Source organism: Streptomyces sp. NPDC060027, from assembly GCF_042737005.1.
In the GTDB taxonomy this organism is placed as follows: Bacteria; Actinomycetota; Actinomycetes; order Streptomycetales; family Streptomycetaceae; genus Streptomyces.
On sequence record NZ_JBHWVI010000184.1, the window covers coordinates 1 to 18,123 of the forward strand.

At 72.5% G+C, this 18,123-nt stretch carries 14 protein-coding genes and 2 tRNA genes; 5 read left to right on the top strand and 11 right to left on the bottom strand.

Annotated features, from left to right (window positions below):
• Nucleotides 1–66: 66 nt before the first annotated feature.
• Nucleotides 67–139 (bottom strand) — tRNA-Arg (locus tag ACFWBT_RS32675).
• Nucleotides 140–377: 238 nt separating this feature from the next.
• Nucleotides 378–468, bottom strand: a tRNA-Ser gene (locus tag ACFWBT_RS32680).
• Nucleotides 469–625: 157 nt separating this feature from the next.
• On the opposite strand from ACFWBT_RS32680, the gene ACFWBT_RS32685 reads away from it, so the two are divergent.
• Both ACFWBT_RS32685 and ACFWBT_RS32690 read left to right on the top strand, forming a co-directional pair.
• A complete protein-coding gene (locus ACFWBT_RS32685) occupies nucleotides 626–1,216 on the top strand; it encodes an SSI family serine proteinase inhibitor (RefSeq protein WP_385706593.1) in 591 nt (196 codons plus the stop codon).
• Nucleotides 1,217–1,450: 234 nt separating this feature from the next.
• Nucleotides 1,451–5,737: a PAS domain-containing protein gene (locus ACFWBT_RS32690; protein ID WP_385706594.1), complete on the top strand. Its 4,287-nt coding sequence runs from the start codon at nucleotides 1,451–1,453 to the stop codon at nucleotides 5,735–5,737.
• 249 nt (nucleotides 5,738–5,986) lie between these two features.
• On the opposite strand, the gene ACFWBT_RS32695 is transcribed toward ACFWBT_RS32690, so the two are convergent.
• From ACFWBT_RS32695 to ACFWBT_RS32730, 8 genes are all read right to left on the bottom strand, one after another.
• Nucleotides 5,987–7,630, bottom strand: coding sequence for a long-chain fatty acid--CoA ligase (locus ACFWBT_RS32695; protein WP_385706605.1), 1,644 nt, complete (start codon nucleotides 7,628–7,630; stop codon nucleotides 5,987–5,989).
• Between the two features lie 112 nt (nucleotides 7,631–7,742).
• Nucleotides 7,743–8,336: a SigE family RNA polymerase sigma factor gene (locus ACFWBT_RS32700; protein WP_385706595.1), complete on the bottom strand. Its 594-nt coding sequence runs from the start codon at nucleotides 8,334–8,336 to the stop codon at nucleotides 7,743–7,745.
• 213 nt (nucleotides 8,337–8,549) lie between these two features.
• Nucleotides 8,550–9,716, bottom strand: a complete 1,167-nt coding sequence (locus tag ACFWBT_RS32705; protein ID WP_385706596.1) for a lipid-transfer protein — start codon at nucleotides 9,714–9,716, stop codon at nucleotides 8,550–8,552.
• A complete protein-coding gene (locus ACFWBT_RS32710) occupies nucleotides 9,713–10,207 on the bottom strand; it encodes a MaoC family dehydratase (RefSeq protein WP_385706597.1) in 495 nt (164 codons plus the stop codon). Before ACFWBT_RS32710 ends, ACFWBT_RS32705 begins: the two co-directional genes overlap by 4 nt.
• Nucleotides 10,204–11,454: an acyl-CoA dehydrogenase family protein gene (locus ACFWBT_RS32715; protein WP_385706598.1), complete on the bottom strand. Its 1,251-nt coding sequence runs from the start codon at nucleotides 11,452–11,454 to the stop codon at nucleotides 10,204–10,206. Before ACFWBT_RS32715 ends, ACFWBT_RS32710 begins: the two co-directional genes overlap by 4 nt.
• A 1-nt stretch (nucleotide 11,455) precedes the next feature.
• Nucleotides 11,456–12,718, bottom strand: a complete 1,263-nt coding sequence (locus ACFWBT_RS32720) for a bifunctional MaoC family dehydratase N-terminal/OB-fold nucleic acid binding domain-containing protein (protein ID WP_385706599.1) — start codon at nucleotides 12,716–12,718, stop codon at nucleotides 11,456–11,458.
• Between the two features lie 62 nt (nucleotides 12,719–12,780).
• Nucleotides 12,781–13,977 (bottom strand): acyl-CoA dehydrogenase family protein, encoded by a 1,197-nt coding sequence (locus ACFWBT_RS32725; protein ID WP_385706600.1) that lies wholly within the window; start codon nucleotides 13,975–13,977, stop codon nucleotides 12,781–12,783.
• Between the two features lie 397 nt (nucleotides 13,978–14,374).
• Complete coding sequence (locus tag ACFWBT_RS32730) at nucleotides 14,375–14,686, bottom strand: hypothetical protein (RefSeq protein ID WP_385706601.1); 312 nt, start codon at nucleotides 14,684–14,686, stop codon at nucleotides 14,375–14,377.
• A 372-nt stretch (nucleotides 14,687–15,058) separates the two neighbouring features.
• On the opposite strand from ACFWBT_RS32730, the gene ACFWBT_RS32735 reads away from it, so the two are divergent.
• Nucleotides 15,059–15,934, top strand: a complete 876-nt coding sequence (locus ACFWBT_RS32735) for a bifunctional DNA primase/polymerase (protein ID WP_385706602.1) — start codon at nucleotides 15,059–15,061, stop codon at nucleotides 15,932–15,934.
• 208 nt (nucleotides 15,935–16,142) lie between these two features.
• Here ACFWBT_RS32735 and ACFWBT_RS32740 read toward each other — a convergent pair whose 3' ends face one another.
• Nucleotides 16,143–16,904 carry a helix-turn-helix domain-containing protein gene (locus ACFWBT_RS32740; RefSeq protein ID WP_385706606.1) on the bottom strand — a complete coding sequence of 254 codons (762 nt, stop codon included), beginning with the start codon at nucleotides 16,902–16,904 and terminating at the stop codon, nucleotides 16,143–16,145.
• A 242-nt stretch (nucleotides 16,905–17,146) separates the two neighbouring features.
• Here ACFWBT_RS32740 and ACFWBT_RS32745 point away from each other — a divergent pair, with 242 nt between their 5' ends.
• Together ACFWBT_RS32745 and ACFWBT_RS32750 are read left to right on the top strand one after the other, a co-directional pair.
• Nucleotides 17,147–17,815: a DUF4097 family beta strand repeat-containing protein gene (locus ACFWBT_RS32745; RefSeq protein WP_385706603.1), complete on the top strand. Its 669-nt coding sequence runs from the start codon at nucleotides 17,147–17,149 to the stop codon at nucleotides 17,813–17,815.
• Nucleotides 17,816–17,827: 12 nt separating this feature from the next.
• On the top strand, nucleotides 17,828–18,123 hold a 296-nt coding region (locus ACFWBT_RS32750; protein ID WP_385706604.1), incomplete at its 3' end, for an ATP-binding cassette domain-containing protein.

Sequence of the window (18,123 nt, forward strand, 5' to 3'; positions counted from 1 at the left end):
CGTAATTCCGCCGTGCGCCCGGAAAACGCAAGAGGCCCCGGATTTCTCCGGGGCCTCTTGCTCATGTGCACTCGGCAGGATTCGAACCTGCAACCTTCTGATCCGTAGTCAGATGCTCTATCCGTTAAGCTACGAGTGCTTGTTCTGTTGTGCTTCTGTCTTCGCTTCCCGGGCTTTTGCCCCGCTCGCGGCGACAGGAAGAACATTACATGACTGCCGCCGCCATGTGAAATCCGTTTGCCTCACCCCTTGTGAGCTGGGAAAACGCGCTTCTGGGCCCTCGCGGACACCATGGATACCGACGCGCTCCGCGGCACTCACGGACCCGGGGAACGCCGAAGCCCCGGTCCATCGGACCGGGGCTTCGGATCTTCGCGCGGAGGCGGAGGGATTTGAACCCTCGATGGGCTTGAAGGCCCAAACCGCATTAGCAGTGCGGCGCCATAGACCGGACTAGGCGACGCCTCCCGCACAACCGCTCACGCGAGCGCGAGTGGTGCGTGCAGATGATGACACAGTCGAGCGCGGTGTCACCAATCGCCCCCCACGGTACTAGGCAGGCAGGCCACAGGGCAAAGCCCCCACCGACACGCAACCGGGCGGGGTGCCCCGCGTTAGGCAGGTCATGTTGCGCCGACTGCTCCTCACCGCCGCCGTGTCCGCCACGGCCGCGCTCTCCGCCGTGCCCAGTGCCGTCGCCGGCACCCCTTCCATCGCCGGCGCCCCCTCCGCCGTACCCGAGGCCTCCCCGCTGCCCGCGGCGTCCCCCGTACCCGCGACCTTCCTCGTACCCACGGCGTTCCCGGCCGGACCGTCCTCCCTGTCCGCCGCCGCGTACGGCGTCGCCCTGCCGGCGCTCATGCCGCCGCCGGCCCGCCCGGACGACTCCGTGGACCGGCTGACGGTGACGGTCCACGGCGCGGGCGGCGGCGCGGACGGGACGTTCGAGCTGGCGTGCCACCCCGCGGGCGGGAGCCATCCGGACGCGGCGGAGGCCTGCGACCGGCTGGACCGGAAGACCACCTGGGGCAAGGACCCCTTCGCCCCGGTCCCGCCGGACACCCTGTGCACGATGCAGTACGGGGGACCGGCCACCGCGCATGTCACGGGAACCTGGGCGGGGCGCCCCGTCGACGCCCGCTACGACCGCTCCGACGGGTGCGAGATCTCGCGCTGGAACGCCCTGGTGCCGCTGCTGCCCGGCACCCGCTCATAGCGCGGACCCGTTCAGGACACGGCGAAGTCACGGTGGTCTCACGGTTCCGCGGGCTGAAGCGCGTGGTCACAGGTTCTCCGCCCGTTCTGCGTCTCATCTGTGTGCGACCTCCCTCTCATCCCGCGTCGCGAGCGCAACCACTGCCCGTAGACTCCCTCGCGTGACACGCCGCGGGCCGGTTGGCAAGATGGCATCCGCGGTCGGCAAGGTGCGGTAACAGGGAGGAAGCGTCTCGTGAGCAGCAGGCCATCCCGAGGCGCTGCTCGCCTCGCAGCCATACTGGACGCGCTGCCCGATGCGCTGGTCCTGGTCAACGCCAATGGGACCGTGGTCAACGCCAACAGCATCGCCCTGGAGGCCTTCGAGACCCCGGGCACGGCTCTGGTGGGGCGCGGGCTGCTCGATCTGCTGCCCGAGTTCGACTCGCGGCTGATCCCCGGATCCATGCGGCGGCCGGACACCACCGACGAGCGCGGGCGGACCAAGCCGACCCGGATGATCGCGCGGCGGACCGACGGCACGGAGTTCCCGGTCGAGGTCACCAGTGCGAATCTGGAGGACGGCCAGCAGGCCTACGACAACCACGGCCCCACCCCTGACGAGCTGCTCATGCTCGTCGTCCGCGACCTTTCGGGCACCGTCGACACCGAGGCCGAGCTCGCACGTTCGCAACGCCAGACCGAGATGATCCTGCGCGCGGCGGCCGAGGGCGTCGTCGGGACGGACACGGAGGGACGGGTCGTTCTCGTCAATCCCGCCGCCGCCCAGATCCTCGGCTACCGGGCCAGCGACCTCGGCGGCAAGGACCTGCACGCCCTGATCCTGCACTCGCGGGCGGACGGCGAGGACTTCCCCTATGAGGAGTCGCCGCTCGCCGACACCCTGCGTTCCGGGCGCAAGCACCGGGTCCGCGGGCAGGTGCTGTGGTCGAAGTCCGGGGACAAGGTGCCGGTCGATCTGACGACCTCTCCGGTGCGGGACGGGGACCAGCTCGTCGGCGCCGTCATGACCTTCACCGACCGGCGGCCGTACGACACCCTGGTCGAGGAGAAGGACGCCGCGGCCACCCGGCACGCCGAGGAACTGGAACGGATCGGCGAGGAGCACACCGCCGAACTCAAGGAACTGCGCGAGCGGCACGCCGCCGAGCTCTCCGAGCTGAGCGAGGGGCACGAGGAGGAACTCGCCGCCGGCGACGAGCGGTACGCCGCACTCGGCGAGCGCGAGAAGGACCGGTACGAGGCGCTGACCGCCCGGCACGAGCAGCTGCTCGCCGTCCTCGGCCAGTCCCTGCGCGGGCCGCTCGACCAGCTGCGCGGCGAACTCTCCAAGCTCGCCGCCGACGACGCGGGGCAGCTGTGGCCCGAGGCCAACCAGGTGCTCCACCACCTCGCGGCCGGCTACTCGCGCATCACGACGCTCGTCGACAACGTCCTCGGCTACCAGCGGCTGGACTCCGGGGCCGAGACGATCGTCCGTACGAACGTGATGCTCGACGCCGTCGTCGCGGCCGGTGTCGACGGGGCCGTCGACCTGATCGGGCCCGGACGGGTGCAGTTCGCCGTGCACGCGCCGCCGATCGAGGCCGAGGTCGATCCGCAGCGTCTCGCGGGCGCCCTCGCCCACCTCATCGCGGACGTCGCGGGAGTCGACGCGACCGGCAATGCGCCGGTGTCGGCGGGCGGTTACATGGACAACACGGTCGTCGTGGCGGCGGCGCAGCGCGGCGAGGTCGTCCGTATCGAGGTGCGCGGGCCGTACGCCGGGGGAGACCCGGTGCACGAGCCGATCGTGCGTGGGATCGTGCGCGCGCACGGCGGTGTGCTCCAGACGCACGAGGTGCCGGGGATGAGCGGCAGCGCGTTCGTCCTGGAGGTGCCCATCGGGGACGGGGCCGGAGCGGTTCCGCCCGGCACCGGACCGGCGGTCTCCACCGAGGTCGCCCTTCCCGAGCAGGCCTCGCAGCAGAGCGGTGGCAGGCGGCGGGCCCGGCGGGCCTCCGTGGACGCCTTCCTGGAGAGCGAGTCGGCGGGGGAGTCCGGCCCGAGGGCTCTCGAAGCCGCCGGAGCCGGACCGGCCGCTCCCACCGGGCGCCGTCGGCGACGTGCCGCCGAGGAGCAGGCGGCCGGCGAGCCGGCGGTTCCCGCGCAGGGGCCGGCGGCCGAGGGCTCCGGTGACGGCTCCGGCGGTACCGGGCGGCGTCGTGGTCGGCCGAGTCCCGTCGAGGGCGCGGGCGACGCCGCGGCACCGGGCATGGCCGACGGTGTCTCCGAGGGCGCGGTCGTGATGGCGGGCGAGCACGGGGCCGGAACCGCGGCCGTGGGAACCGGGCTGGGCGGGACGGTGCCTCCGCAGGGGGTGCCGGTGCCCTCCGGACGACGCGCGCGCCGGGACGGCGAACAGCACGCACTGCCCGCGGCGTTGCCGGCCGCGGCCGGTGCGCAGGCCGCTCCGGCCACGGGAGAGACCGCGCCGGACGGCGGTCCGGCCGAGGACGACAGTGCCGCCGCGGACGCGGGGCAGCCGACCGGGCGGCGCCGCCGTGCGCTGGCCGCGGCGGCCGAGCGTGCCGCCGCCGCGCAGGAGACGGGCTCCCGAACGGTGTTCGCCCTGCCGCCGGCGGAGGCGGACCGCTCGCCGGAGTACGTCCAGGCCGAGGCCCAGGCGCAGGCCGCCCAGGCCCAGGCGGCTCAGGCCCAGGAAGCCCAGGTGCGGGCGGCTCAGGCGCAGGCCGCTCAGGCGGCGCAGGCTCAGGTCGCGCTGGCTCAGCAGTCCGGCGGCCAGGGCGCGTCCGGTCACGGTCAGGCCGACGACGGCCGCCATGACGCGATGCCGCACAACCCCGAAGACGATCACACCCCGCCGCAGCCGCACCCCGTGTCGGCCCCGACGGGCCGTCGGCGTGCCCGTCAGCTGACGGCCCCGGACCAGTCGGCCGGGACACCCGCGCAGGCGCTCCCGGCGCAGGCCGTTCCCGGACAGCCGGTCCCCGCGCAGCCGGTCCCGGCGCTCGGCCAGACCGTCCCGGCACAGGGGCTTCCCGCTCAGGGGATTCCCGCGCAGGGCGTGCCGGGCGGCGTCACCGCCGGTCAGCCGGTTCCCCCCGGGCAGCCCGCCGTCGCCGCGCAGGCCGGTGCCGCCCCCGTGGCTCCGGGTTCCGCGCCCGCTCCGGCTCCCCGGCCCTGGCCCGACGCCAATACCGCTCCCGGCGCCGACAACGCCTCGGGCACGGGTGTCCCGGTCTCCGGCGGCCCGGTGCCGCCCGGCGTCGCGCAGCCCGCGCTTCCGGCGGCGAACGCGGCGGCCCCGGCCCAGCCGATCCCCGCCCCGCTGCCCCCGGAGCGACCCGCGCCGCGGGTCGCCCAGCCGCTGCCCGCCGAGGCGACGCCCGCGTCCGCTCCGGCGGACTCCCATGGGACACAGGGCCGTGCCATAAGTGTGCGGACGCTCGGCCAGGGCGTTCCCTTCGCCCGCCAGGTCGCGGCGGCCCAGCCGGGCGGCGGTGTCCAGGCCCCGACGCCTCCCCCGCACCAGACCAACGGCGGGGGCCGCCGCCGCAAGCTCGGCACCCCGCCCGAGCCCGTCGTCGAACAACCGGAGACGGCCGCGCGCTCGCTCCTCCAGGGCGGCCCGGCGGGTCCCGGCGTACGGCTCCCCGGAGCCACCGAGGGCGCCGGACGGTCGTACGCCATAGGAGCACCGGACGAGAACGCCGCCGAGGGCCCCGAGCCGCTCGACGGTCCCGGCGGTGCCGTCGAGGTCGCCGACCAGCCGCAGCCGCGGCCCGTGGACGACGAGTTGCCCCCGGAGCCGCTGGACAACCCGCGGCGGCTTCTCGTGTGGCCCGCGCCCGACGCCACCACCCAGCAGGCGCTGAGCGACCGCGGCTACCGGCCCGTCATCGTGAACTCGCGCGAGGAGGTCGACGCGCAGATCGCCGCGTTCCCGGCCGCGCTGTTCGTCGACCCGCTGACCGGCCCGATCACCCGCACGGCCCTGCAGTCGCTGCGCCAGGCCGCTGTCGCCGCCGAGGTGCCCGTCCTGGTGACGGCGGGCCTCGGACAGGCGTCGCGCGAGGCGGCGTACGGCGCCGACCCCGCCGTACTCCTGAAGGCGCTCGCGCCCCGCGACTCCGAGCAGCACCCGCCGCGGGTGCTGCTCATCGAGGAGCACGCGGAGATCGCGCTGGCGCTGACGGCGACGCTGGAGCGGCGCGGGATGCAGGTCGCGCGTGCCTCGACGGACGAGGACGCCGTCACCCTGGCCTCGCAGATGCGGCCGAACCTCGTGGTGATGGACCTGCTGCAGGTACGGCGCCGACGGGCCGGGATCGTCGACTGGCTGCGGGCGAACGGGCAGTTGAACCGCACGCCGCTCGTCGTCTACACCGCCGCCGTCGACCCGGCCGAACTGCCGCGGCTGGCCGCGGGGGAGTCCGTGCTGTTCCTCGCGGAGCGCTCGACGAGCGACGACGTCCAGGACCGGATCGTCGACCTGCTGGCCCGCATCGGCACCAACTAGCGGGCGCCGACGCCGTCCGGGCAAGGGCACGAACACGGGCACGGGCACGGGCACGCGCACAGACACGGGCACGGGCACGGGCACGGGCACGGGCACAAACACGGGCACGGGCACAGACACGGGCACGGGCACGGACACAGACGCCCGCTACGGCGCTGAACCGCGCGTACGCCGGGCGGGGGCCGTGGGGCGCCCGCCCGGCGTACGGGTGACGGTCCTCGGGGCCGGCCGTGGCCGCCCCGTGGTGTTTCAGAGCTTGGTCACGTCCAGGCTGCCCTCCGCGTACTTCCTGCGGAGCACCTTCTTGTCGAACTTGCCGACGCTCGTCTTCGGGACCGCCTCGATGATCGTCCAGCGCTCGGGGAGCTGCCACTTGGCGATCTTGCCCTCCTCGGCGAGGAAGGCGCGCAGCGTCTCGAAGTCGGCGGTGGAGCCCTCCTTCAGGACGACGGTGGCCAGCGGCCGCTCGCCCCACTTCTCGTCGGGGACGGCCACGACCGCGGCCTCGGTCACGTCCGGGTGGGACATGAGGGCGTTCTCCAGGTCGACCGAGGAGATCCACTCGCCGCCCGACTTGATGACGTCCTTGGCGCGGTCGGTGAGGGTCAGGAAGCCGTCGGCGCTGATCGTGCCGACGTCACCGGTCTTGAGCCAGCCGTCCTCGCTGAACTTGTCGGCGGGGCGCAGCGGTTCCGCGCCGTCGCCGCCGTAGTAGGCACCGGCGATCCAGGGGCCGCGGACCTCGAGCTCGCCGGCGGACTCGCCGTCCCACGGGAGCCGTTCGCCGCCGGGGCCGGTGAGGCGGGCCTCGACGCCCGCCGGGAAGCGGCCCTGGGTGAGGCGGTACGCGAACTCCTCGTCCGTGCCCACGGCGTGGGCCGGCGGGCGGGCGATGGTGCCGAGCGGGGAGGTCTCGGTCATGCCCCAGGCGTGGCAGACGTGCATGCCCAGCTCGTCGAAGGCGGCCATCAGCGAGGGCGGGCAGGCCGAGCCGCCGATCGTCACCTGGGTGAGGGAGGAGACGTCGCGGGGCTTGGCGGTCAGCTCGGCGAGCAGTCCCTGCCAGATGGTCGGGACGGCGGCGGCGTGCGTCGGCCGCTCGCTCTCGATCATCTCGGCGAGCGGCGCGGGCTGGAGGAAACGGTCGGGCATCAGCATGTTGATGCCCGACATGAAGGTCGCGTGCGGCAGACCCCAGGCGTTGACGTGGAACTGCGGGACCACGACGAGGGTGGTGTCCTGGTCGGTGAGCCCCATCGACTGGGCCATGTTCACCTGCATGGAGTGCAGGTAGATCGAACGGTGGGAGTACACGACGCCCTTGGGGTCCCCGGTGGTCCCGGAGGTGTAACACATGGCCGCGGCCTGCCGCTCGTCGATCTCCGGCCAGTCGTAGACCGTCGGCTTCCCGGCGATGAGCTCCTCGTACTCGTGCACCCGCACACTCGCCCCGTCGAGCAGCGAACGGTCGCCGGGTCCCGAGACGACCACGTGCTCCACCGTCGGGAGATGGGGGAGGAGCGGCGCGAGCAGCGGAAGCAGCGAGCCGTTGACGATGACCACGCGGTCGGCGGCGTGGTTGACGATGAAGACGAGCTGCTCGGCGGGGAGGCGGAGGTTCAGTGTGTGCAGCACCGCGCCCATGGAGGGGATCGCGTAGTACGCCTCGACATGCTCGGCGTTGTTCCACATGAGGGTCGCGACCCGCTCGTCGCCCGTCACGCCGAGGTCGTCGCGCAGAGCGTGGGCGAGCTGGTTCGCGCGCTCCCCAGCCTCGCGGAAGCTGCGGCGGTGCGGCTCGCCCTCTCCCGTCCAGGTCGTGATCTGCGACCCTCCGTGCACCAGCGCCCCGTGCACGAGAATGCGGGTCACAGTCAGCGGTACGTCCTGCATCGTGCTCAGCACGGCGTCCTCCCGGGGGCGACATTGCCTACGCGGTAGTAATGGGTTGCGCTGATTCTGCGCACATACCGCGCGGTATGTCACTAGGGGCAGGAATGATCGATCAGCGAAGGGCCTGCTCGGCGACCGGTCGGGGCGCTTCCTGACGGACGGGGATCAGCTCGGGGTCCTCGCGCAGCTTGCCCAGCGCACGGGACACCGCCGACTTGACCGTGCCGACGGAGACCCCGAGCACCTCCGCCGTCTGTGCCTCGCTCAGATCCTCGTAGTAGCGCAGCACCACCATCGCCCGCTGCCGCGCCGGCAGCTTGGTGATCGCCCGCCACATCGCGTCGTGCAGCGCCTGCTGCTCGGCGGGGTCCGCGCTGGGCAGCCCCTCCGGCTCCGGCAGCTCGTCGCAGGCGAACTCGTCGACCTTGCGCTTGCGCCACTGCGACGTCCGCGTGTTCAGCAGCGCCCGCCGCACATAGCCGTCCAGCGCCCGGTGGTCCTCGATCCGGTCCCAGGCGACATACGTCTTCGCCAGCGCCGTCTGCAGCAGGTCCTCCGCGTCGCTCGGGTTCGCGGTGAGCGACCGGGCGGTGCGCAGCAGCGCCGACTGGCGGGCCTTCATGTACGACGAGAACGACGCGTACGGACGGGTCTGCGTCGCCCTTGTGGCGGCGTCCGAGGCGCTCGTGCAGACGAGTGTGGTCATGGCTCCACGCTAGGTTCGACCCCTCCTCCCGCGGATCGGCCGCAGGTCCCGAAGCCATGTCCGCCTCAGGTTGTAGGAGTGGGGTTGACCTCACCTCCTGAAGGTGGACGAGCGGGCCCCGCCCCTGAGGGTTCACCCCTGAGAGACGACCAGAAGCGGTGTCCCCCGGGCGGGGGTGCCGGCCGGCGGGTGTGGGGGGCCGGCACCGCGGTCTCACCCGTCGGCCCCGAGGATCAGCCCCGACGTGGGAACCCCGGTACCCGCCGTCACCAGGACCCGCCCAGCACCCGGTATCTGGTTCACGGACGTGCCCCGCAGTTGCCGTACGGCCTCCGCTATGCCGTTCATCCCGTGCAGATACGCCTCCCCGAGCTGCCCCCCGTGCGTGTTCAGCGGCAGTCGCTCCTCGGCGACGAAGTCCGCGGCCTCCCCCGGCTTGCAGAACCCGAACTCCTCCAGCTGCATCAGCACGAACGGTGTGAAGTGGTCGTACAGAATCCCCACGTCGATCTCCGCCGGGCTCATCCCCGCCGTCCGCCACAGCTGCCGGGCCACCACGCCCATCTCCGGAAGTCCCGTCAGATCGTCCCGGTAGAAGCTGGTCATCTGCTCCTGCGCCCGGCCCGCGCCCTGGGCGGCGGCCGTGATCACCGCCGGGGAGTGCGGCAGATCGCGGGCCCGCTCGACGGAGGTGACCACCAGCGCCTGGCCGCCGTCGGTCTCCTGGCAGCAGTCCAGCAGCCGCAGCGGCTCCACGATCCACCGCGAGGCCGCGTGCTCGGCGAGCGTGATCGGTCTGCCGTGGAAGTACGCGGCCGGGTTCGTCGCCGCGTACTTCCGGTCCACCACGGCGACATGACCGAACGCCTCGGGTGTCAGCCCGTAGGTGTGCAGATACCGCTGGGCGGCCATCGCCACCCAGGAGGCCGGGGTGAGCAGCCCGAACGGCAGGGCCCAGCCGAGCGCGGCGCCCTCCGCCGACGGCTCCCGCCGCTGCACGCCCGAGCCGAATCTGCGGCCCGACCGTTCGTTGAACGCCCGGTAGCAGACCACGACTTCGGCCACCCCGGTGGCCACCGCGAGCGCCGCCTGCTGGACCGTCGCGCAGGCCGCCCCGCCGCCGTAGTGGATGCGCGAGAAGAAGGACAGCTCCCTCATCCCGGCCGCCTGCGCGACGGTGATCTCCGGGCTGGTGTCCATCGTGAACGTCACCATCCCGTCCACGTCCGCCGGTGTCAGCCCCGCGTCGTCGAGCGCGGACCGCACCGCCTCCACCGCCAGCCGCAGCTCGCTGCGCCCCGAGTCCTTGGAGAACTCGGTGGCCCCGATCCCGACGACCGCCGCTCGCCCACCGAGACCGTCCCTCTTCCGCACGCTCATGCGACACCGCCCTCGGCCGAGGCAGTTACAGCTGCGGGAGCGGCTGGGGCTGCGGCTGCGGCTGCGGCTGCGGCTGCGGCTGCGGGAGCAGGCCCGGGCTCCGCCTCCGTGGTCGGGACGGTCAACGTCACGGTGCCCATGACGTGCCGTCCGATGCCGTTGGCGCCGAGGATCCTCACCGTGACCGTGCCGGCGTCGACCTCCTCGACCGAACCGGTCAACACCATGGTGTCTCCTGGGTGGTTGGGAGCTCCCAGCCGTATCGCCACCTTGCGCAGCACGGCGTCCGGGCCGAAGTGATCGGTCACGTACCGTCCGACCAGGCCGTTCGTCGTCAGGATGTTCATGAAGATGTCCGGCGAGCCCTTCTCCCTCGCCAGGTCCGCGTCGTGGTGCACGTCCTGGTAGTCCCGTGAGGCGATCGCCCCGGCCACGATCAGCGTGCGGGTGATCTCGATCTCCAGCGGCGGCAGTGCGTCGCCCACCCTCATGTCCCCACCTCCCCGTTCGCGATCAACTCCCCCAACTCCTGGAGCACTTCGCCCCCGCACCCCAGATACGCGTCCAGCTGCCGGCCCCACAGGAAGTGCCGGTGCACGGGGTGCTCGATGTCGGCTCCCGCCCCGCCGTGCAGATGCTGGCCCGTGTGCACCACCCGCTGCCCCGCCTCGGACGCCCACCAGGCGGCCGTCAGCGCGTGCGTCGCGTACGGCAGCCCCTCGTCGCGCCGCCATGCCGCCTCGTACGCCGTCACCCGTATCGCCTCGGTGTCCATGTACGCGTCGGCGGCACGCAGTTGGACGCCCTGCTTGGCGGCGAGCGGCCGCCCGAACTGCTCGCGCGCGTTCGTGTACTCCACGGCCCGGGCCAGCGACCCCGCGCACACCCCGGCCTGGAGTCCGGCGAAGGCCGTACGGGCGGTGGCCAGCAGGTCGCCGAACGCCCCCTCCCCGCCCAGCGCCTCGCCCGGCGTCCCGTCCAGCGTCAGACGCCCCGCCGACCAGGGCGCCGTCAGCTCGACCGGCTCGCTCGCCGCCGCCTCCGCGGTGCGGACCAGCCAGAGCCGGCGGCGGTCGTCGGCGACGAGCACATGGGTGGCGTCGCGCAGCCAGGGCACCGCGGGAACGACCCCGGTCAGCCTCCCCGCCGCCCGCTCCCGCACAGGAGAGGACCCTGCGACCCCGGAACCGGACCCCGCGCCCCTAGGAGAAGAAGCAGCAGCCTCCGGAACGGACGCGACGATCTCCGGACCGGAAGGGGCGATCTCCGCATCCGCCCCGGAGAGGTCCGGAGCGGCCCAGGCCTCGGCCCGGGCAGCGGAGCCTGCCCCCGACCCTTGCCCCGGCCCCGACCCTTGCCCCGGCCCCGGTGTCGGCCCCGACATCGATCCGGAGATCGCACCGGCCACCACCAGCGTCCCGTCGGCGATCCCCGGCAGCAGCCGCTCACGCTGCTCGGGCGAACCGTGCGCCGCCACCGCGAGCAGTCCGTACACACAGCTCGCCGCGAACGGCACCTGCGCCGTGGTGCGCCCCTGCTCCTCCAGCAGCAGGACGAGGCCGAGCAGCCCGGTGTCCTCGACGGCCGCCACGAGCCCGGCGGCGCACAACTCCTTCCACAGTCCGGCGTCGCTGCCCGTCCCGGCCGCGGCGAGCCGCTCATGGGTGGAGAGATCGCCGAAGATCCGCGCGGCCAGGTCCCGGGCGGCCGCCTGCTCCTCGGTGGGCGTGAAGTCCATGTCAGCTCCCCTCACCCGAGCGCCCGGCGAAAGGGCCCTCGGAGAGGCCCGAGGCGGCCGAGCGGCCGGAACCGACGGGTTCACGCGCTGCGGAGCGGGCGGGCACTCGGAGTTCGCGCACTGCCGGGCCGCCGGAGCTGACGGGTTCGCGTGCGGCCGAGCCGCCGAGCCCCACGGGTTCACGTGCCGCCGAAGCGCCGGGGTCGTCCCCGCCGCCGGACCCGTCCACCGCCCGGAAGACCGGCAGTTCCAACTCCTCGTCGTACCGCTGGAATTCGAGCCGCACCGGCAGGCCGATCCGCACCTGGTCGTGCGGTACGCCCACCACGTTGCTCACGATCCGCACGCCCTCGGCGAGTTCGATCAGGCCGACGGCGTAGGGCGGGTCGAAGGCCGGGAACGGCGGGTGGTGCATGACGACGTACGAATAGACGGTCCCCTCGCCGCCCGACTCGACGGTGTCCCAGTCCGGGCTGCCGCACGCGCCGCACCCCGGCAGCCAGGGGAATCTCAGCGTTCCGCACGTCGTGCAGCGCTGGATCAGCAGCCGGTGCCGCTCGACGCCCTCCCAGAACCCGGCATTGTCCCGGTTGATCACCGGGCGAGGGCGGCGGCGCTTCGCCTCCCCGCTGTTCGCCTCCCCGCTGTTCGCCCCCGCGCTGTTCGCCTCGGCGGCGCTCGACTCGACACCGTTCGCCACGGAGGCGCTCGACTCCGCGGTGCTCGACGAGTCCATCGCCCCCGCCAGGCCCTTCGGATTCCGGTGTGCCGGAACGTACTTGAGGATGCGGAACCTGTGGGTCCCGGCGAGTTCGCCCCCCGCCCGGATGTCCATCCGCGTCGTGATGAAGAACCCCGTGCCCAGCTTCGTCGTCTTGCGCTCGGAGACGGATTCGATCACCGCGTCGAAGGTGATCCGGTCCCCGGGGCGCAGCGGGCGCAGATACTCCTGCTCGCAGTCGGTGGCGACCACCGAGGTGTACCCCGCGCCGTCGAGCAGGCGGAGCAGTTCGTCGTACGCCCCGGAGCGGCCGGGGTGCCCGCCGAGACCGCCCATGGTCCACGCCTGGAGCATGGTGGCCGGGGCCACGGCGTCCGGCCCGTCGTACGCCGGGTTGGTGTCCCCCATCGCCTCGCACCAGTGCCGGATCATCGGAGCGTTGACCGGGTCCTTGCCGACGCCCCCGACGGTGGCCGCGCGCCCCTCGTACCCCTTCAGGCGCGCCGACAGGTCGTCCCGGCCGGGCACGGCACCGTCATGCACGGCACCCTCATGCCCGGCACCGTCCCTCACCGCAGCTCCCTCGCCGCCCGCTCCACGGCCGCTCACCGCCGCCCCCTCTTCATGCCGAGCCGCATCGTCGCGACGATCTCCCGCTGCACCTCGCTCACCCCGCCCCCGAACGTGTTGATCTGCGCCGCCCTGTTCATCCGCTCCAGCTCGCCGGCCCCGAAGGCCCCCGGCGAACCGGAGCGGACCAGTGCGTCCGCTCCCACGATGTGCTGACACATTCGGTACACCGCGACCGCGGATTCGGTTCCCATGACCTTCACGCCGCTCGCGTCTCCCGGCGCCGGTCCGCCGACTCCCACATCCCCCACCAAACGCCAGTTGAGCAGGCGTGATGCCGCCAGCCGGGCATGCACTTCGGCCAACTGGAAACGCACCCACGGCTCGTCAACCCTGCGCCGCCCAGTCACCGGATCAGGTGTACGGGCCGCCTCCAGCGCGGCCGCGTAGAAGTCCTCGGCCTGCATGCCGATCGCGGCGAGGGCCACCCGCTCGTGGTTGAGCTGGTTGGTGATGAGCCCCCAGCCGCCGTTCTCCTCACCGACCAGGTTCCCGGCCGGGACTCGGATCCCGTCGTAGTAGGTCGCCGTGGTGGTCTGGCCGCCCACCGTCTCGATCGGTGTCCAGGAGAAGCCGGAGGCGTCCGTGGGGACGAGCAGGATCGAGATGCCCTGGTGCTTCGGCGCGTCCGAGTCGGTCCGGCAGGCGAGCCAGATCCAGTCGGCGTTCTGGGCGTTGGACGTGAAGATCTTCTGCCCGTCGATCCGCCAGTGCCCGCCCTCGGCGCCGGCCGGTCCCGCGCTCCCCCCGGGCTCCCGCACGGCGCGCGTCCGCAAGGAGGCGAGGTCCGTGCCGGCGGACGGCTCCGAGTACCCGATGGCGAACACGAGGTCCCCGCTCAGGATGCGCGGCAGAAAGAAGGCCTTCTGCTCCTCGCTGCCGAATTTCATGAGGGTCGGCCCGACGGTGTTCAGCGTGACCATCGAGACTGGCGCACCGGCCCGGTAGGCCTCGTCGAAGAAGACGAACTGCTCGTCCGCTCCGCGCCCCTGCCCTCCGTACGCGACCGGCCAGCCGAGCCCGAGCAGGCCGTCGGCGCCGATCCGGCGCAGCAGCGCCCGCTGGCGTACGGGATCGTCGGCGGGCGGTGGCCCGTCCGGCATCAGGTCCCGGAAGTACGTGCGGAGCTCGGCGCGCAGCCGCTGCTGGCGCTCGGTGGGGGCGAGGTGCACGGCGGCGGCCCTCCCGGACCTCGTACGAACAAGGTTTTCTGACTGTCCGTCAGATACCGTCGACTGTCAAGGTCACGGCCAAGTCCCCGGGTCGCCCGCGGCCCACCCGGCCGAGCCGCCCTCCAACAGCCTCGCCCGCGGCCCACCGGCCGAGCCACCCCTCCAGCGATCCCGCCCCCGGCAGCCCTCTCGCGGCACCCCCTGTGCGACACCTCGGATCGAGCCCGTACGACACCCGTGAACAGGTCGCCGCGACGCCGCCGCCGGTTCTGCGCGACGCCCCGAACACGTCTGCGCGACGGCACCGGAGCACCGTCGCGCAGCCGCTGTGAAACCCCCACAGAGCACTACCCCACACAGGAGACCCAGGGCCGATGACAGCGCACCGGCCCCCGGCTCACCAGAGGTTGACGAAGTTGACGCGGACGGTGTCGTTGGACTGGTTGATGGCCGTGAACGCGGAACCGTTCACCTGGGCGGTATTGCTCTGATTCGAGGCTCCTGAGCCGACCGCCTGCTGTTGAGATGTCGAAGAGTTGCCCTTGTTGTCGTGCCCGACCCCGCTGCCGCTGACGGTCGCCACTCCGGCGTTCGATCCGCTGTCCGCGAAGGCGCCGTTGTCCGCCGTCGCGACGCCCGAGCAGAGGGCGGCGGCCAGGGGCAGGGCCGCGACGGCGGCGAGGACGCGAGCGGTACGGATGCTTGCCATGTGAATTCCTCCAGAACCGGTTGTACGCACCGGCGGTGAACCGGGCTGTACGGGAAATACGGCTTGTTCCAGGGCGGTTGGCCGGCCGCCCCGGTGTCGGTCACGACGTCGCGAGTCCAGGGTTGCCCACCGGATAACCGGCGAACCACCCCGGAAGCCGCGATTCCCCCTCAAGCGTGAGGACATGTCGATAAACCACCTTCACGCCCACAAAACCCCTGCTCAGGCCCCTGTCGACCGCTCAATCCCAGATGCCGCACCAGCTGAAGCGTTACGGCACATTTTCGGCCGATCTCGCCCGTCACCCGCCTGGCGCCCCTGCGCACCCGGAGAAGCCTTCCCTTTTTCGAACACTCGTACGAACATGGATGCATGGCCACCATCGACCGGCGGGCCACCACCCTGGCCCTGGCCCACGCCCTGTCCGCAGCCGAGCGCGGACTCGCGGTGATCCCGCTGTCCCGAACGAAGCTCCCGGCCCTGCGCTCCCCCCACCGCGACGACCCCGATCCCACCCCCTGCCACGGCGAATGCGGCCGTTTCGGGCACGGCGTGTACGACGCCTCGACCGAGCCCCGGCGCATCCGCGCGCTCTTCGCCGCCTCCCCCTGGGCCACCGGCTACGGCATCGCCTGCGGGCTGCACCCGCACCACCTCATCGGCATCGACCTCGACACCAAGTCCGCCACGGACTCCTCGGCGGCCCTGCGCGAACTGGCGCTGCGCCATCTCTTCACGATTCCGGACACGGTGGTCGTCCTGACCCCCAGCGGCGGCCGCCACCTGTGGCTGAGCGGACCGCCGGACGTCGTCGTCCCCAACTCGGCGAGCCGGCTCGCCCCCGGCATCGACATTCGAGGCGCCGGCGGCTACCTCGTCGGCCCCGGCTCACGCACCGAACACGGCGTGTACGAAACGGCCCCCGGCACCGCTCGACTCGCGCCCGCACCCTGCCCGTCCGAACTCCTGCGGCTGCTGCTGCCCCCGCCCCGCACGAGCCATCCGGCATCCTCCGCGACCGGTCGGCAGGGCGAGGGGCTGGTCCAGTTCGTCCTCGCCGCGCACGCTGGTCAGCGCAACACCCGCCTCTTCTGGGCCGCCTGCCGCGCCTACGAGAACGGCATCGGTCCCCAACTGATCACCCCGCTCGTCCAGGCCGCCGTCCGGACGGGTCTCACCGAACGTGAGGCCCGCTCGACGATCGCCTCCGCGGCCCGGATGACGGCCCCTCCGTCCCGACAGCCCTGAACGGCCCGACGGACAGCCGGCAACCGGCAACCGGCACGCGAACGGCCCCTGACCCGGAAACCGCTCAGGGGCCGTTCATCCGCGCCGGGCGTGGCACCGGGGCCGGCTCGGATCGCGGGATCCGGCGCGAGGCCCGTGCGCCGCGCCCGGCGAGGCGGCTGTCTCGCCGCGACCCGAACCCGGCCCAGGCAGGGTCGCCCAGGTCGACTCAGGCGGGGTCGCCCAGGTCAGCTCCGGCGGTGTCGTCCGAGGTCGTCGTCTCAGGTTTCGTGTGGAGGATTTCGCGGGCCTGCTCCGCGGCGCGGACGATGCTCTCGGAGACGAAGTCGAGGAAACGGGCGATGTTCTCGAGGCGGGCGGCGGCCGGGGTGCCCGGGCCGAGGATGCCGACGCCGTCCCGTGCGGTCTCGACCAGTTGGGCGGTGGACCGGGCGCTGGCCATCATCGACTGGTACCAGACGTCGTCGTCGACGACGTAGCGCTCGCGGCGGCGTTCGTCGCGTTCCCGGCGTACGAGGCCCTGGCTCTCGAGGAACGCGATCGCCTTGGAGACGGACGCCGGACTGACCTGGAGACGCTGGACGAGTTCGGACGCCGTGAGGCTGCCCGCGTCGGTGAGGGTGAGGCAGGCCATCACCCGGGACATCATCTTGGGCGCGCCCGAAGCCATCATGACGGTGGTGAACGTCTCCTCGTACTCCCGCACCGCCTCGGCGTCGCGTCCGTGGGCCTGCGGGGGCGCCTCGACCCCCCGGGGTGCGGCCTGCCTGCGGCGGTGGGCGCGGTGTTCGGTGGCGCGATGGGCGAGGTCGGCGCGGTAGGCGGTGGGGCCGCCGTTGCGCATCACCTCGCGCGTGATCGTCGAGGTCGGACGGTCGAGGCTTCTGGCGATCTCCGCGTAGGCGAGGCCGTCGGCCAGTCCCAGCGCGATCTGCTGGCGTTCCTGCTGGGTGAGCCTGCCTCCCGGCATCGCGGCCTCCTTCGTGGTCTTCGGTGTCTCCACTATAGCGTTCACTTCCAAATCATTGCAACGAACCCTGTCGAGTTGTTGCATTAGATTCAGAGCCATTGCAATGAATTCTCTGCATCGACCTGCATTGATGGCATCAGTAAGCAACGACACCGTTGCCGCATCCATGAATGCAACGTAGCGTTTCCATCATCAGAAACAGCGGGCCGCGGAAGCGTACGCGGCAGATGAAGGAGAGCACGATGCAGAAGTTCGACACCACCGCCCCGATCTCCGCCGTCCTCGACATCCCCGCGGGACACATCCGCTTCATCGCCGCCGACCGGACCGACGCCACGGTCGAGATCCTGCCCGCGGACGCCTCGAAGGGCCGCGACGTGAAGGCGGCGGAGCAGACCACGGTCGCGTACGGCGACGGTGTCCTGCGGATCGAGACCTCACAGGCGAAGAACCGGCTCCTCGGCGCCTCCGGGTCCGTCGAGGTGACGGTCCAACTGCCCGCCGGTTCCCGGGTCGAGGCGAAGGCGGCCATGGCCGAGTTCCGGGGCGTCGGACGGCTCGGCGACGTCACCTTCGAGGGCGCTCAGGGCTCCGTCAAGCTCGACGAGACCACGAGCGCCCGCCTCACCCTCCTCGCCGGTGACATCTCGGTCGGCCGCCTGGGCGGCCCCGCGGAGATCAGCACCGCAAAGGGCGACATCCGGATCACCGAGGCCGTGCGCGGGACGGTCGTACTGCGCACCGAGTCCGGTGACGTGTCGGTCGGTGCCGCTCGCGGAGTCTCCGCCGCCCTGGACGCCGGCACCAGCTACGGCCGGATCAACAACACGCTCAAGAACACCGACGGAACCCCCGGCCTGACCATCCACGCGACCACCGCCCACGGCGACATCGCCGCCCGCAGTCTCTGAGGAGCACCGATCATGACGAACCTGGCCATCGCGGCGAACGGGCTGCGCAAGTCCTACGGCGACAAGACCGTGCTCGACGGCATCGACCTGGCCGTCCCCGAAGGAACGGTCTTCTCCCTGCTCGGCCCGAACGGCGCCGGCAAGACCACCGCCGTGAAGATCCTCTCCACGCTCATCTCCCCCGACCCCGCCTCCGGCGAGATCCGGATCGGCGGCCACGATCTCGCCGCCGACCCCCAGGCGGTCCGTGCCGCGATCGGTGTCACCGGCCAGTTCTCCGCCGTCGACGGCCTGATCACCGGCGAGGA